Genomic DNA, 14,577 nt, shown 5'->3' with positions numbered 1-14,577 from the left:
AACTGAACGCTCATCGATCAATGACGCGCGCCCGCGCGCCGACATTACAGGACTTCCGTCCCCACACGGCCGGACGACCGCTTCGAACCCGCCTCTCCGGCGCAGGATGAGCCGGATTGCGGCTTCTGCTGGCCGAATGGATCACCGCCCAGTCCACCACCCGTTGATCATCGGGTTCGGCGGCGTGCTGCAGCACATTTGTTTCACTAAGGCGCGTCAACCGGCGTTATTCGCCGAGCACCCGTCCCGCCAGATTGTAGCAGTGGGCTATCAGCACGCCGAAAATTCCGCCCACGATGAAGGCGCACAGGCTGCCGATCCCCAGCGCCGCGACAGAACCCATGGATTGGTCCGTGAGTTGCGTTGTGAACAGGCCGATGAAGGCGTCGGCGCCGGGCAGGCCCAGGGCGGCCCATATCCACCCGAGAACAAACAGCCAGAGCGTCGCGAATGCGCCCGTGCTCGCGACGCGAAGGACATGCAGGCGGGTGCGTCGCGGAAGGACTTTGGCTTCAGTCATGGCGATCCTCCTTGAGGTTGGTCGGGTCGTCGACAATCGTCGGCCCGTGCTGGCCATGACGCGCGGCGAGCCTGGAGTTTACGGGGCCGCCACCCGGCATCGACGAGGGTGAGGGTGAACGGTCGTGACACGGGCGCCATGACGACGCCAGTCAGTGGTTTTCCACTCGTGCTTCTCTTATCGGGTCTGCAACGGGCCCGTGACCCGCGCGGTAAGCGTCCCCCGATCCTGGGAGTCCCGAAAGCCCCATGGCCCTCCGTATCTAACCCCGACCCCAGCGCCGGTTCAGCCAGTTGTAGACGGGGCAAAAAACCAATCCGGCGTAGGCCCCGTAGAGAAAGCTCTCGGCAAGGCCCAACAGGAATCCGGGCCATGTCAGCCACTGGAAGGCGGGCAACAGCTGCTCCAGCAGAGCCTGCGCATGCAAATTCTCGGGCGCGATCAAACCGTAGACCACGCACAGGAGGAACGTCACGGACGCCCATATGCCGAGGGCCCAGCTCACAATTCTAGTGTCCATCATTCGGCGTTTCCTTCGATGGTTTTGCAACTTGGCCGGGCCCGGGCCCGGGCCCGATCCCGCTCAGTGGACATGGGGCGGTTTTCGGTCGTCCTCTCGCGAAACGCCGCCATCGCTGTCCTCCTCGGCTCGGCGCGACCCACGACCGCCGTGCCCGCCGTGCCCGCCATGACCGCCATGCCCCACAAGGTGCAGCCCTATGAAGGCTGCCCCGAACAGGAGCCAGGGCCAGTTGTCCACCACCCAATTCATCGGTCTTTCCTGGATCTTTCGGTGGAGCGTTCGGTCCGATCTCCGGCATGGCCGAAGTCTTGTCAGGATCGCTCCGATGAAACCTATGACGCGGCCGATCCAGGCTCCTTACAGAACAGGGGCGGATCACGCCGGGAGCGCTTCCGGCGCCGCCGCTTTTGAAGTCTCGGGGTCAGGTCGGTTCCGCACGGACAGATCGCGTCTCCGGGTGTCTGACCGGACCCGTGTCGTTTGAGATTGATCACCGCCAGCTTTTTGGCTCGGGACTTTATTGGCCGGCGGGATATAGTCCGGCCAACCCGTCCCCGAGACTGTCGAGCGTTTGGGATCAAACACGCATGTGTTTTTCAGCCACGGCCAGTTTCTCAGCAGGCGCCGCGCTGCTGATCATCGGCACGGTGACGGTTCGGCGCGCACGGCGGCGCGCTGAACTGCCCTTTGCTTTGATTCCGGTCTTGTTCGGCATTCAACAGCTGATCGAGGGAGCCATCTGGCTGACGTTTCCCGACAAGGCGCCGCTGTTGAACACAGTTCTGACGGTCGTCTATTCGGTTTTCTCGCACGTGCTTTGGCCGGTCTATGTTCCGATCGCGGTTCTGCTGCTTGAGCCCATACCGTGGCGTCGCCGGGTGTTGCTCGCCATTGCGTTCGTCGGGGCCGCGGTAGGCCTCTACCTGCTGTATTTCATCGTCAACTTGCCGATCGTTTCGAAGGTGCAGGGCGCGCACATCGCCTACGTGTCCCCACACTTCTATGCCGCCGCTGTAATGTTGCTGTACGTCCTCAGCACTTGCGTCAGCATGCTTTTTTCGAGCCACTCCAGGGTCAGGCTGTTTGGTCTCGCGGCCTTCGTGGCCTTCGTCGGGGCCTATGTTTTTTACGCCGTATGGTTGATCTCCGTGTGGTGCTTTTTCGCGGCAGTGCTCAGTGTCATCGTGTTGCTGCACTTCCCTCGGCGACCTCCGACCTCACAGCTTCGCTCGCCCGCTGTTTGACAGGGCGTTGCGGATGCGGGCGCGAAAGGCGTTCAGTCGCTCGCTACGCCTGACTCCCGAAACTCGCGGGCTGGGGCTGAAGCCAGAGCCAGGCCTTTGTGAGAAAAGGAAGGGGTCCGCGCCGCGCTCCGGCGTCCGCGTCCTTCGAACCGTCCTCTGCCTCGAACTGATCCTGTGCCGGATCCCGCGACAAACTCGCCCCTGACCTGCCCGCGCGGGTGTCACGCTCGCGACGCTCATGCCGCCAAGGCTGTGGTGGCGCCGGGGCGTGGAAGGGGTCGGCGACCACCTGAGGTCAGCACAGCCGCATGATCCGGCGCGCCGGTCATGTCTTCTGCCGGAGCGCCGGACCGGGCAAGAGCGATACTGGCGGGCTTGTCTCAGGCCAGGACTGCGAAGCTCAACGGTTCGTGCCGGGGCGCCGCGTAGCCGTCGATCAATTGTTCGGCAAAAGGCCGTTGCGCCGACAGGTCGCCATAGACGTCCAGATAGCGCCTCGCCATGGCCGTGGCCGAGAACCGCAGGTCGAACCGGGCGCGGATCGCCGCGCGGTCCAGCAGATGCGCCCGGCCGGCGGCGGCGACCGCCTGTTCCAGGGTGTCGACAAGGTAGCCGGTCTCCGCGTCCTCGATGACCTCCGGCGTCGAGCCGCAGCGGAAGGCCACCACCGGCGTGCCGCAGGCCATGGCTTCGATCATCACCAGGCCGAAGGGCTCGGGCCAGTCGATGGGGAACAGCAGGGCCTCCGCTCCGCCGAGGAAGCCCGACTTCTGGTGGTCGCCGATCTCGCCGATGAACTCGACCAACGGACTGGCGTCGACCATCGGCTTGATGACCGTCTCCCAATAGACCTTGTCGGCCGCATCGACCTTGGCCGCCATCTTCAGCGGCTTGTTCAGCTTGACGGCGATCTCGATGGCCCGGTCCGGCCGTTTCTCGGGCGAGATGCGGCCCAGGAAGGCCAGATAGCCCTCCGACTTCGGCGAGAACCGGTAGAGTTCGCCCGGCATGCCGTGGTGCACCGTGGCCTTCCAGTTGGCGAAGGGCAGGGGGCGTCGCTGGTCGTCCGAGATCGAGACGAGGCCGAACTGGGCCCAACGTTCATAGACGCCGCCGATGTCCTTCATGTCCAGGCGCCCGTGCAGGGTGGTGAGGGCCCGATCGGCGTACCGCTCGAACATCGGGAAATGGATCATGTCGGTGTGGAAGTGGATGACGTCGAAGTCGTCGGCGCGCTTCAGCACCTCCGACAGCATGACCATGTGCGCGGCCAGGTCCGACTTGAACGGCGCCGGATCCAGCCGGATCGCCTGATCGCGTACGGGGATGAGCCGCGCGCGCGTCTCGGCGTCGGCCGAGGCGAACAGGGTGACGTCGTGGCCCAGATCGACCAGAGCGTCGGTCAGGTGGGCGACGACCCGCTCGGTGCCGCCATACAGCCTGGGTGGCACGGCTTCGTACAGCGGCGTGACCTGGGCGATCTTCATGGACGGAGCTCCGGCATTTGAGAAGATGCGAGCCAACCCGCAGACAAGCCGGGCGCCGCCACTCGCCGCTTCTCGATCGCACCGACCTCGGCTTGCATGACGGCTTGCGCCGTCCGGGTGAAATCCTTTGCGCTGAGGCCAGGGTTGATCGGCTCCAGGAGCGACACGGTGATGACGCCTGACCGCTCGGGAAGGCCGCCGAGACCCCAGAAGCACCCCGAATCCAGGACAACAGGGAGGGCCGGGACGCCGAGCGCCTTGTAGAGAAACTCCACACCACGCCGGAATTCGATCGGTTCGCCGACCGCCTTGCGGGTGCCCTCCGGAAAGATCAGCACGGGGCGTCCGAGCGCCAGGGCCGCCCGACTTTGCACTGTCATTTCCCGAAGGGAGGCGGCCGCCGATGCCCGATCGATCAGGATCATGGGCGAGTGCCTCAGGTACCAGCCCATCACCGGGATACGCAGGAGTTCGCGCTTGGCCACAATCGCAACATCGGGAAACAGGATGAGGGCCGCCAAGGTTTCCCAGGTCGATTGATGGTTGGAGACAATCAGGCCCGGCACAGGATGATGGGGCCTCTTCGTGGGCGGCATTTTCATGACAGTGCCGCTGATCGGTCCCGTGGTCGTGCTGGGGCATCTCGCCGCCATGCTCCTGGGCGCCGTCGAGGGCGCGCTACTGGTCGGCGGCGTAAGCGCTCTCGCAGGCGCCCTGGCTGGCATCGGCATCCCGAAGGACTCGGTCATCCGCTACCAGGAAGCAGTCAAGGCGGACAAATTCCTGGTCCTGGCCCACGGCGCGCCGGAAGAGATCAAGCGCGTTCAGGTGTTGCTGAAGTCAGCCGCGCCCAGCGACTTGCAGGTTCATCATGGCACCTGCGCCGGCCATGAAGGTCACGCGGCCCAACAGCGGCACCATCACGCGCCGGCCGAGGCGAAGGCCTGAGCTGAGAACGGCGATCCGGCGCGCCAATCCGGCTCCGTCCGCGGCTTGAGATCCGGGACGGAGCCGGATTGGCGCAATTTGCCGGCGACCGCCGTCATGCGCCGAGTGAAGGGCCTCTGATCGCCCGGCCGCTTGAAGCGCCGACGGCCCGCGCCGTCGCCCCGCTGGCATCTCGACGACTTGGTCTGCGGGAAGGTGAGCAGACGCATGCACCCTGTAGCGGGCCGTGGCCAAGGCGAGCTCCTCGACCTCCTTGTCCAGCACCGGCGCCGCACAGAGGCCGCATCGAAGCAGAGCCCGGCCTCTGCACAATCAGCCAATTGAGCCGGAGATGTTCACGACTGACGGCTTGGCGTGATGTGGCGCAGCCCACGCATCAGCCCAGCCTTTCCTGACCACCCACGCGGTGAGGCGGGAGCTGCTCCACGCCGCGCCACCCGGGTTCGACAGGTTGTCTATCCGCAGAACGGTCCCTCCGGGCGACCGGAGATCGGGGCCTTAGTTTCCACCCTCCCGGCCCCCGGCGGCGCGGAGGAGGTCGCCGACCCGACGTCCGTTCACCCTGCAGGAGGCGCTCACGCGGTCGTGGACGATGACCCGGCCGTTCCGGCCCCGAACCGCGACGCAATCGAGCCGGCGGCGGGCGACGAGGCGAGCCAGGCGGTCACGGTCCGCGCGGCCGGTGGCGCTGTGCAGTTCGGGGGCGTCGAAGTCCGAAAGGCGCACCTCGATCCAGGCGGCCGGGTCGACGGCGTCACCCACGCACAGACTGTCGCCGTCGCCGACGTAGCGCACGATCCCCTCAAAGGCTTCCCCGGCGCGAGCGGGCAGCCGGCCCTCGCACGGATCGGCCCGGGCGACGGCCGGCGCCAGCAGGAGTCCGGCGGTGATCAGAAGCCATTTCATCGGCCCAGGGTGGCGCGGCGCCGGGCCGGGGACAAGCCCGACAGGGAGAGAAAGGAAGGCCGGACGGCGGGCGCTCCGTGGTGGAGCGGAGAAGGAGACCGCCATGAGACCGACCCCGACCCCGACCCCGACCCTGATCCGGGCGCCGGCCCCCGAACCACGCGGGCGCCGCCCCGCGTCGCCGACCCTCGTCCATGCGGCGCTGGACGATCAGACTTTGCTGGCCCTGATACTGGAGAGGATGGACCCGGAGACGGACCCTGCGCGGCTCGCCGCGGCCTTGCTCGAACGGTTCGGGAGCCTCGGCGGCGTCGCCGGCGCGGCGCCCGGCGAACTGGCCCAGGCGTCCAGCGCCGGGTCCGCCCTCCGGGCCGAGCTGACGCTTCTGCGCGAGTTCGCGGTCCGTCTTGCGCGCGCCGAAGCCAGCCGCCGCCCGGTCATCACGTCCTGGACCGCGCTGGTGGCCTATGTGCGGGCGGCGCTCGCTCACGAGCCGCGCGAGCAGTTCCGGACCCTTTTTCTGGATCGGCGGAATATCCTGCTTCGGGATGAAATGACGGCGGACGAGAGCGCCTACAGGCCCGACGCCCTTTCGCCCGTCGGCGCGGGAGGACTGACCCAGCTGATGCCGGGCACCGCCCTGGAGCTCGGCGTCCGCGACCGCTTCGATCCCGTCGAGAACCTGCGCGGCGGCGCGGACTATCTGGCGCGTCAGATCCGGCGGTTCGGTGATCTGCGGCTCGCGCTGGCGGCCTACAATGCGGGTCCGGCCCGCGTCGCGCGGCTGGGGCGAGTGCCGGATATAGCCGAGACCCAAGCCTATGTAGCGACGGTCGTGGACTGTTACCTGGCGCTGACGGCGGGGCAGGGAATCACCAGCTCGACCCAGTGTCGCCCGCGCGGAGCGGGGCGATGATCGGGGAAACGGGGACGGAGGCCGGACCCGGGGTCCCGACGTGCGGGGACGAGGACCTGCTGACGCGGGCGGAGGCGTCGGCCTTCCTGGCCCAGTTCGGCATCCGGCTGAAGCCGTCCACCCTCGCGCGGCTGTGGTCGACCGGCGGTGGCGGTCCGCCCTGCCGTCACGTGCGGTCCAGGCCCCATTATCCGCGCGGCTTGCTGCGGGAGTGGGCGCGATCGCAGATCACGGACGTCCGCACCGCCGCGCCGCCGGCGGCGAGAGGGCGCCGCCGTGGCTGACCATGGGATCAGAACGCCGCCGCCGCCGCCGACGGTCGCCGGTCTGCTGGCGGACCCGGCCGCCAGCTTCGCGATCAAGGATGTGGCCCGGCGATGGGCGGCGCGCGACTGCGTGGACGCCGCGACCGACGCCCGAGTGCTTTGTCAGGTGTTCGAGGCGGCGGCCGACCGGATGTTCGGAGGCGCGTCGTGACGTTCGAACCTGAAGGCGGGCCGGTCGAGACGGGCGGGCCGGAAGACCGGTTGCTGCCCTGGGATCGGGTTCGCGACGTCACGGGCCTCAGCCGGTCCACCGCGTGGCGTCTGCAACAGGTCGGGGATTTTCCCGAACCCGTGCGCATCTCGCCTAACCGGGTCGGCTGGTGGGAAAGCGAACTGACCGCCTGGAAGGCGACACGCAAGACCCGGGGGCTCCCCTGTCCCAGACCGCTGGTCCGACCCCGGGAGCCCAAGCTGATCCAGACCGCGCGATCGCCGCGTCGTCAGCCCGAAAAGCCCACTGCCGCCCCGGCGGCGGTCGTGCCGGAGGCTCCAAGCCCTGTGGCGCTGGCGGCCCCGCCCCGACGGAAACGACAGGTCTCCGCCGACCAGATCGATTTCGGATTCTAGGGCGAAGGGCCTGGCGACGGGCTCAGAGGCCGCCCCTGCGGATTTTGCCCATCACAATCGCACAAAGAGAGCCTGGCGGACATTTCAGCGCGATAAGGGAGTTTTACGGACATTTTGCCTTTGGCTGGCCGCCTAAGAGAAACTACGTTAAGTGACTATAGCGGACATTATTGCGATTTAAGGGACTGTGACGGACATTTCCTGTATTTCGCGCGGTCTTGGGAGACGGTCATGGCTGACATCCTCTTCACGCCCTCGGGCAGCGAAGCGACCGACAGGAAGATCCGCCGCGATCATGAAGGCGGCAAGCTCGTTCGCATCGCGACCGGCGTCTATGTCGAACCCGGCGCCGAGCCGGTCGACGCCGTCGTGCGTCGAAAATGGTCCACCATCCTCGGCAGGCTCGTTCCCGACGGCGTCGCCACCGACCGGACGGGCATGGAAAGCCAGCCGTGGAGGGACCGCTCCGGCGGCGCGCCGACCGGGGTCGGCCACGTCTTCGTCAGCGCGCCGCGGACCCGGGACGTGATCACCCTCCCGGGTCTTGAGATCCACATCCGTCAGGGTGTTGGACCCGTCGACGGCGACATCCCCTATCTAGGCTCCTGGCTGGCGGGACCGGTCCGAAAGCTGCTCGACAACCTCAGTCCGTCGCGCGCCCGGAATGGACCGGCCCGCACCCTCGGCAAGGCGGGGGTCGAAGCCGCTCTTGAAAGTCTGTGCTCGACCCACGGCGAAGAGGGCCTGAACCATATCCGGGACCAGGCCCGGGTTCTGGCGCCCGTCCTCCAGCGGGAAAAGGAATTCGAGGTCCTGAACGGTCTGATCGGCGCGCTGCTGCGGACCCGCCAGGACAAGCTCAGCACGGTCCAGGGACGGGCCCGCGCCGCCGGCGCGCCTCTGGACCCCGCCTGCGTCGGTCGCCTCGTGACCCTGGCGGATCATCTTCAGGCCCGCGCCCCCCTGTCGATCGCCGATCGGGACGCGACGCCCGGCCGCAAGACGAGCGGCGCGTTCATGGAGGCTTATTTCTCCAACTTCATCGAAGGCACGGAGTTCGCCGTCAGCGAGGCCGTCGAGATCGTCTTCGAAGGCAAGATGCCCGATGCCCGGCCGGAAGACGGGCACGACGTCCTGGGCGCCTATCTCCAGCTCGTCGATCTGGGGCCGCGCGCGGCTGTGCCCCGCGGGGCGGACGCCTTTCTCGCCGAGATCCAGGAACGGCACCGGATCCTGATGGACGCCCGGCCGTCGGTCCGGCCGGGTCAGTTCAAGACGCGAACCAACAAGGCCGGGGATACGACCTTCGTCGCCCCTGACCGCGTCGAGGGAACCCTGCGGGAGGGCGTATCGATACTCGAGACCCTGAAGGACCCGTTCTCGCGCGCCGTGTTCGTCCATTTCCTGCTGTCGGACGTCCATCCTTTCAATGACGGGAACGGGCGCCTGAGCCGCATCATGATGACGAAGGAGCTCATGGCTGGCGGCCTGTCCCGCATCGTGATCCCGACGGTGTTCAGGGAAGACTACCTCGACGCCTTGCGCGCCCTGTCGCGGCGGAACGACCCCTCCATCCTGGTGCGGTCGCTCGAATTCTGCCAGCGCGTGAGCGCCGCCTGCTCGGAGGAGACGACGGAGGCCGCCATCACGACGTGGGCGCGCGCCTATGCCTTCTGCGAGAGTCCGCGTCACGCCCGGCTGACGATGCCGAACCCGGCCCTGGTCATCGAGACGCATGACGGCACGCCGGCGCCTGCAGACTATTGGCAGGCGCTCAGGCGCGACCGGGGCGCGCCGATGCCGATCTGATCCGTGAACCGTGTCGACCAGGGTTCTGCCTCGCGCTTGGGAGCTCGCCATTTAGCGGATGCCGGCAGGCCCGACGAACCGGCCCGCCGGGCCAATGTCCGCTTACGACCCGCCCTGAGCGGAGATTGGCGCGGGCGCCGCCGGACGTCTAGAACTGACCTTTCGCAACGTCCGCTGCCCGAAAAGCGCTCGCCTCGGTCCTGGAGGGCGTTCTTAAGACGTGCCCTACGCCCTGATCTGGCGCAGCATAATGTGACGCTCACCGACCTCAGGCGTTGATCCTTCGGGACAGCTGATTCAATCTCTGTCAAACGGACTTCAGAATGAACCTGGCATTACGTGCAGATGGAGCGGCCCTGGCGCCCATTTCGCCGCGCCTCGAGCTGGGCGCGTACGAATCGTTGTGGCTGGAGCAGGGCGCGACCTTCAAGACGCTCGCAGACCGTTTCGCTCGGGACCCGTCGGCTCTTCCGTCCGATTTCGTGTCCCGCTCCGCCGCCGAGGCGGCTGCGGACGAGGTGTTCGCCCGGCTCAAGAAGTCGGGCGTCCATCGGTTCGGCGTCCGGATCAACCATGCCGGCGACTATCCCGAACGGCTTCGCGACGCGCGCCACCCGATCGAAGTCCTCTACTACCAGGGGGCATGGGAGCTCACCGAGACCCGCTCCATCGCGGTCGTAGGGGCGCGGAAAGCCACAGAGCAGGGCACCCAACGAGCAGCCCAGATCGCCAAAGGCCTGGTTGAGCGTGGGTTCACCGTCGTGTCCGGGCTGGCAGAGGGTATCGACCGCGCGACGCACACCGCCGCCTTGGGATGCGGTGGCCGCACTATCGCCGTCATCGGAACACCGCTTGGACAGTACTATCCGAAAGCCAACAGGGACCTTCAGGACCAGATCGCCACGGATCATCTGCTGATCTCGCAGGTGCCGCTGTTGCGCTACGGCAAACAGGGGCCCCAGCAGAATCGCCTGTTCTTCCCCGAGCGAAATGTGACGATGAGCGCCCTCACCGAGGGCACCGTTATCGTGGAGGCGAGCGACACGTCCGGGACCCTCACTCAGGCACGGGCCGCCCTGCACCAGGGCCGCAAGCTCTTCATCCTCGACAGCTGTTTCGACCCGTCGCTGAAGCTGACGTGGCCCCGGAGGTTCGCCGACCTGGGCGCCATTCGCGTTCGATCGATGGATGACATCTGGAACGCCCTTGCATGACGATCCGCTTCAGGCAGATCGATGACAGCAACCGCGGCGATCACTACCACCTGACGCCGGCGGACGCCTGCCTGTACCTCCTCGAGTTCACGTCGGGGCAGGGCTATTCGTACAGCAAGGCGAACTCCCTGATTTCCAATCTCAAGAAGAAGCCCACGGCATCAGCGGCCGAGCTTGGCTACAAGCGGGAAGCGATCGGGAAGTGCGCCGGCGCGCTCGGAAAGGCGCTGAACCACGACTGGATCCGGCAGTCCGTCATCGTCCCTATTCCGCCCTCGAAAATGGTGGGCGACCCGGCTTACGACGACCGTATGTTCGACATGGCAGCGGCGATCCAGCCTGCCGCTGATGTTCGCCGGCTCATCCGCCAAACCCGGTCCATGACCCCTTCTCATGAAGCGGGGAGCGTTCGAAACACGGTCGAGGATCTCCTGGGAGCCTACGAGATTGACGAGTCTCTTGCCGTCGCGCCCGTCGGCCAAATCGGAATTCTGGACGACGTCCTGACGGCCGGCACCCATTTTCGGGCGGCCCACACGATCCTGTCGCGCAGATTTCCAGGCGTGGCTATCACGGGCATCTTCATCGCGCGCCGGGTCTTCGCCAATCCATTTGCCGCCGCCCAGGGCTGAGGATCTGGAGCGGGCCGCCGGAACCGCCGGCGGATCGCGCGTCTGCGAAGCCTTCCTTAAAGGGCTGTCTCTCGGCCGGAAACGCCAGCGAGTTCGTTGAAGCGAAGGCGAGCCTTGGCTTCGTCGTAGAGAATCTCGCTCTGCCGGGGCGGCGCGACGACATAGTACATCGTGACCGGCGCCAACGTCAGACGCTCGCGACGCCAAAGCGCGAACCCCTCCCGACCCTCCAGGCGGGTCCAGGTTCCGGCGTCGTTGGGATGGTCCGGGATCAACGCCATGGGAGCTCTTTCGATAACGGGTCGCGGTGGATTGAGGCCGGGAGACGGATTTGGATGAAACGCCCTGCAAAAGGCCGCGGCCGAGCGGGGTCGAATCAGCCCCGGTCTCGGTTCCAATCAATGCTTTTCAGGGCGCTTTGTCTCGTTTCGGGCGGTAGTTTTGCGCGGCGACTGCCCCACTACTGCCCCACTAACTCGATTTTGCCCAAAAAATCATCCGTATGCGGAGGGTGGCTCTCCGCCAGATGTATGTTTTTGTTCAGGAAAAATGGTGGATGCGACAGGGATTGAACCTGTGACCCCCTCGGTGTGAACGAGGTGCTCTCCCGCTGAGCTACGCATCCGGCCGATTCAGGAGGCGGGGACTTAGCCCGGTCGTCCGGGGCTGGCAAGCCGTCAGATGGCGCGGGGGTTCGCCGCCCGGTGCAGGGTCTCGACCGCGGCGATCAGATCGGAGAAGCAGTCGATGACGATGTCGCCGCCCAGTTCAGCGAGGGGGGCGTCGTTGTAGCCGAAGCCGGCCACCACGCAGGGCACGCCCGCCGCGCGGGCGCTGCCGGTGTCGGTGGTGGCGTCGCCGACCATCACCGCCCGGGCCGGATCGCCGCCCGCCAGCTGAACCGCTTCTCTCACATGGGCCCCGTCCGGCTTGCGGGCGCTGACCCGATCCGGACCCGCGACCACGACGAAATGGCGCGCAAGGCCGAGGGCGTCGATCAGGGCGACGGCCAGGTCGGTGCGCTTGTTGGTCGCGACACACAGGAGGGCGCCGCGCGCAGAAAGCTGGTCCAGCGTCTCGACCACACCCTCGAACGCCCGGCTGTCGTCGGCGATGTGGCCGATATAGTCGTCGATGAAATGGTCGAACAGTTCGGGTTCGGCCGCCTCGTCCCAGACGGCGCCGGCTTCGGCGAAACCATGACGCAGCAGGGCGCGCGCGCCGTGGCCGACCAGGTGGCGGGCGGACGACAGGGGCACGGGCGGATAGCCGCGCGGGGCCAGCATGCGGTTCAGCGTACCGATCAGGTCCGGGGCGGAGTCCACGAGCGTGCCGTCCAGATCGAAGGCGATGGTCCAGCCCTCGAGATCGCGTATGCGCATCGGCATCTCCCCCAGTCCGCCGGGATGGGCTAGACCGCTGGCGACGACTAACCGCCGGACCGATTCATGACCAGTACCCCTCGCGCAGCCATCATCCTCGCCGCCGGCCAGGGCACGCGGATGAAGTCGCCCCTGCCCAAGGTGCTGCACCCGGTCGGCGGCCGCGCCATGCTGGATCACGCCATCGATGCCGCCGAGGCGCTGGGCTGTGAGCGGATCATCGTCGTAGTCGGAAATCACTCACCCGAGGTGCGGGCCCATGTGGTCAAGCGGCTGGGCGAGACCGCGATCGCGGTGCAGGATCCGCCGATCGGCACCGGCCACGCCGTCCGCTGCGCCGAGGCGGCGCTGAAGGGGTTCGCGGGTCAGGTGGTGGTCACCTATGGCGACGTGCCGCTTTTGAAGGCTGCCGACATCGAGCCGGTCTTCGCCTCGGCGGACGGGGTCACGGTCATCGGCTTCGAGGCCCGCGATCCGGGGGCCTATGGCCGCCTGGTCATGGACGGCGAGACCCTGGCGGCCATCACCGAAGCCAAGGAGGCGTCGGCGGAGGTGCTGGCCCTGACGGCCTGCAACTCCGGCGTCATGGCCGCGCCGTCCGCCCTGCTGTTCGGGCTGCTGGCGGAGGTCAGGAACGACAACGCCAAGGGCGAATACTATCTGACCGACGTGGTCGAGCTGGCCCGCAAGCGCGGTGAACCGACCCGCGCCGTCTTCGCGGGCGAGGACGCCGTCATGGGGGTCAACGCCCAGGCCGAGCTGGCGGTGGCCGAGGCCCTGTTCCAGACGGTTCAGCGCGAAACCTTCCTCGCCGCCGGGGTGACCATGCCGGCGCCCGAGACGGTGCATTTCTCTTTCGATACCGAGATCGGCGGCGGGACGACGATCGAACCCTATGTCGTCTTCGGCCCGGGCGCGAAGATCGCGGGCGGCGCGCGCATCCGCAGCTTCAGCCATATCGAGGGGGCGACCGTCGCCGCCGGGGCCGAGGTTGGTCCCTATGCCCGGCTGCGGCCCGGCGCAGACCTGGGCGAGGGGGTCAAGGTCGGCAATTTCGTCGAGGTCAAGAACGTCCGCATGGACGCCGGGGCCAAGGCCAATCACCTGTCCTATCTGGGCGACGGCGTGGTGGGGGCGAAGGCCAACATCGGCGCCGGCACGATCTTCTGCAACTACGACGGCTTCTTCAAACACCGCACCACGATCGGCGAGGGGGCCTTTGTCGGCTCCAATAGTTCGCTGGTCGCGCCGGTGACGGTCGGGGCGGGCGCCATGGTGGGCTCGGGTTCGGTGGTCACCGCCGATGTGGCTCCGGGCGATCTGGCGCTGGCGCGCGGAACCCAGACCGCCAAGCCCGGCTGGGCGGCGCGGTTCATGGAAACCATGCGGGCGAAGAAGGCGGCGAAGGCGAAATGAGCGCCGACGACCAGAAGCGCCACGCCGGCGAAGCCGCCGCCCTGCGCGTCGAGCCCGGCATGGTCGTGGGCCTGGGCACCGGCTCCACAGCCGCCTGGTTCGTCAAGGCGCTGGCGGCGCGCGGGCTGGACGGTTTGCGCTGCGTGCCGACGTCGGAAGCCACGGCAGAATTGGCGCGTGAGCTCGGTCTGACCCTGTCGACGCTCGAGGACACGCCGCGAATTGACCTGACGGTCGACGGCGCCGACGAGGTCGGGCCGGGGCTGGCCCTGATCAAGGGCGGCGGCGCGGCGCTGCTGCGCGAGAAGCTGGTGTGGGAGGCCTCGGCCCGCTGCCTCGTCATAGCCGACAAGGCCAAGGTGGTGCCGGTGCTGGGCGCCTTCGCCCTGCCGATCGAGGTGGTCGCCTTCGGCCACAAGACCACCGCCAACCGCATCGCCGATGTGCTGGCCGATCATGACATCGCCATGCCTGCCCGCGTGCGCTCGGCGGAGCGGGGGCTGGTTCGGACCGACGGCGGCAACCTGATCTATGACGCGAAATGCGTCGCCATTCACGACCCGGTGCGCCTGGCTGATGACCTGAAGCTGATCACCGGCGTGGTCGAACACGGCCTGTTCCTCGACCTTGCGGACGAGGCGATCATCGGCACGGATGACGGATTCGAATTGCGGACGCCCTGAGGCG

19 protein-coding genes and 1 tRNA gene are annotated in these 14,577 nt (G+C 67.3%); 11 read left to right on the top strand and 9 right to left on the bottom strand.

Annotated elements, in window-relative coordinates; all coding sequences use genetic code 11:
• Positions 1-226 precede the first annotated feature (226 nt).
• The 3 genes from B3E43_RS04240 to B3E43_RS16180 all read right to left on the bottom strand — a co-directional run bounded on the left by B3E43_RS04240 (position 227) and on the right by B3E43_RS16180 (position 1,292).
• On the bottom strand, positions 227-520 hold the full coding sequence (locus B3E43_RS04240; RefSeq protein WP_292026928.1) for a hypothetical protein: 294 nt from the start codon (positions 518-520) through the stop codon (positions 227-229).
• Between the two features lie 262 nt (positions 521-782).
• Positions 783-1,043 carry a DUF5676 family membrane protein gene (locus B3E43_RS04235; RefSeq protein ID WP_154726943.1) on the bottom strand — a complete coding sequence of 87 codons (261 nt, stop codon included), beginning with the start codon at positions 1,041-1,043 and terminating at the stop codon, positions 783-785.
• A gap of 60 nt (positions 1,044-1,103) precedes the next feature.
• A complete protein-coding gene (locus tag B3E43_RS16180) occupies positions 1,104-1,292 on the bottom strand; it encodes a DUF2933 domain-containing protein (protein ID WP_366517872.1) in 189 nt (62 codons plus the stop codon).
• 338 nt (positions 1,293-1,630) lie between these two features.
• Here B3E43_RS16180 and B3E43_RS04230 point away from each other — a divergent pair, with 338 nt between their 5' ends.
• Positions 1,631-2,287: a DUF6629 family protein gene (locus B3E43_RS04230; protein ID WP_292026922.1), complete on the top strand. Its 657-nt coding sequence runs from the start codon at positions 1,631-1,633 to the stop codon at positions 2,285-2,287.
• Between the two features lie 380 nt (positions 2,288-2,667).
• Here B3E43_RS04230 and B3E43_RS04225 read toward each other — a convergent pair whose 3' ends face one another.
• Together B3E43_RS04225 and B3E43_RS04220 are read right to left on the bottom strand one after the other, a co-directional pair.
• Positions 2,668-3,774 carry a glycosyltransferase family 4 protein gene (locus B3E43_RS04225; protein WP_292026920.1) on the bottom strand — a complete coding sequence of 369 codons (1,107 nt, stop codon included), beginning with the start codon at positions 3,772-3,774 and terminating at the stop codon, positions 2,668-2,670.
• Positions 3,771-4,376, bottom strand: coding sequence for a lysophospholipid acyltransferase family protein (locus tag B3E43_RS04220; protein ID WP_292026919.1), 606 nt, complete (start codon positions 4,374-4,376; stop codon positions 3,771-3,773). Before B3E43_RS04220 ends, B3E43_RS04225 begins: the two co-directional genes overlap by 4 nt.
• Between B3E43_RS04220 and B3E43_RS04215 the strand changes: the two genes are divergently transcribed.
• Positions 4,360-4,722 carry a hypothetical protein gene (locus B3E43_RS04215; protein ID WP_292026917.1) on the top strand — a complete coding sequence of 121 codons (363 nt, stop codon included), beginning with the start codon at positions 4,360-4,362 and terminating at the stop codon, positions 4,720-4,722. The two genes, B3E43_RS04220 and B3E43_RS04215, sit on opposite strands and share 17 nt — an antisense overlap.
• Before the next feature lie 498 nt (positions 4,723-5,220).
• Here the strand turns inward: B3E43_RS04215 and B3E43_RS04210 are convergent, their stop codons facing one another.
• Complete coding sequence (locus B3E43_RS04210; RefSeq protein ID WP_292026915.1) at positions 5,221-5,628, bottom strand: nuclease; 408 nt, start codon at positions 5,626-5,628, stop codon at positions 5,221-5,223.
• A 103-nt stretch (positions 5,629-5,731) separates the two neighbouring features.
• Between B3E43_RS04210 and B3E43_RS04205 the strand changes: the two genes are divergently transcribed.
• The 7 genes from B3E43_RS04205 to B3E43_RS04175 all read left to right on the top strand — a co-directional run bounded on the left by B3E43_RS04205 (position 5,732) and on the right by B3E43_RS04175 (position 11,092).
• Positions 5,732-6,544 carry a transglycosylase SLT domain-containing protein gene (locus B3E43_RS04205; RefSeq protein WP_292026913.1) on the top strand — a complete coding sequence of 271 codons (813 nt, stop codon included), beginning with the start codon at positions 5,732-5,734 and terminating at the stop codon, positions 6,542-6,544.
• Positions 6,541-6,828, top strand: coding sequence for a hypothetical protein (locus tag B3E43_RS04200; protein WP_292026911.1), 288 nt, complete (start codon positions 6,541-6,543; stop codon positions 6,826-6,828). Before B3E43_RS04205 ends, B3E43_RS04200 begins: the two co-directional genes overlap by 4 nt.
• Entirely contained in the window at positions 6,821-7,021 is a 201-nt protein-coding gene (locus tag B3E43_RS04195; RefSeq protein ID WP_292026909.1) for a hypothetical protein, read from the top strand. The genes B3E43_RS04200 and B3E43_RS04195 overlap by 8 nt, the downstream gene beginning before the upstream one ends.
• Positions 7,018-7,437, top strand: coding sequence for a helix-turn-helix transcriptional regulator (locus tag B3E43_RS04190; protein WP_292026907.1), 420 nt, complete (start codon positions 7,018-7,020; stop codon positions 7,435-7,437). Before B3E43_RS04195 ends, B3E43_RS04190 begins: the two co-directional genes overlap by 4 nt.
• A gap of 231 nt (positions 7,438-7,668) precedes the next feature.
• A complete protein-coding gene (locus tag B3E43_RS04185; protein ID WP_292026905.1) occupies positions 7,669-9,246 on the top strand; it encodes a Fic family protein in 1,578 nt (525 codons plus the stop codon).
• 323 nt (positions 9,247-9,569) lie between these two features.
• Positions 9,570-10,460, top strand: a complete 891-nt coding sequence (locus tag B3E43_RS04180) for a DNA-processing protein DprA (RefSeq protein ID WP_292026902.1) — start codon at positions 9,570-9,572, stop codon at positions 10,458-10,460.
• Positions 10,457-11,092, top strand: coding sequence for a hypothetical protein (locus B3E43_RS04175; RefSeq protein ID WP_292026900.1), 636 nt, complete (start codon positions 10,457-10,459; stop codon positions 11,090-11,092). The genes B3E43_RS04180 and B3E43_RS04175 overlap by 4 nt, the downstream gene beginning before the upstream one ends.
• Positions 11,093-11,148: 56 nt before the next feature.
• On the opposite strand, the gene B3E43_RS04170 is transcribed toward B3E43_RS04175, so the two are convergent.
• The 3 genes from B3E43_RS04170 to B3E43_RS04160 all read right to left on the bottom strand — a co-directional run bounded on the left by B3E43_RS04170 (position 11,149) and on the right by B3E43_RS04160 (position 12,474).
• Positions 11,149-11,373 (bottom strand): hypothetical protein, encoded by a 225-nt coding sequence (locus tag B3E43_RS04170; protein WP_292026897.1) that lies wholly within the window; start codon positions 11,371-11,373, stop codon positions 11,149-11,151.
• A gap of 269 nt (positions 11,374-11,642) precedes the next feature.
• A tRNA-Val gene (locus tag B3E43_RS04165) sits at positions 11,643-11,717 on the bottom strand.
• Between the two features lie 52 nt (positions 11,718-11,769).
• Positions 11,770-12,474, bottom strand: a complete 705-nt coding sequence (locus B3E43_RS04160) for an HAD hydrolase-like protein (protein WP_292026895.1) — start codon at positions 12,472-12,474, stop codon at positions 11,770-11,772.
• Positions 12,475-12,540: 66 nt separating this feature from the next.
• On the opposite strand from B3E43_RS04160, the gene glmU reads away from it, so the two are divergent.
• A complete protein-coding gene (gene glmU / locus B3E43_RS04155) occupies positions 12,541-13,890 on the top strand; it encodes a bifunctional UDP-N-acetylglucosamine diphosphorylase/glucosamine-1-phosphate N-acetyltransferase GlmU (RefSeq protein WP_292026893.1) in 1,350 nt (449 codons plus the stop codon).
• Entirely contained in the window at positions 13,887-14,573 is a 687-nt protein-coding gene (gene rpiA, locus B3E43_RS04150) for a ribose-5-phosphate isomerase RpiA (RefSeq protein ID WP_292026891.1), read from the top strand. Before glmU ends, rpiA begins: the two co-directional genes overlap by 4 nt.
• Positions 14,574-14,577: the final 4 nt, after the last annotated feature.

The organism is Brevundimonas sp. UBA2416 (assembly GCF_002343105.1).
Taxonomy (GTDB): domain Bacteria; phylum Pseudomonadota; class Alphaproteobacteria; order Caulobacterales; family Caulobacteraceae; genus Brevundimonas.
The sequence above is the reverse complement of the archived record's forward strand: the minus strand, read 5'-3'. Positions and strand labels throughout refer to the sequence as shown.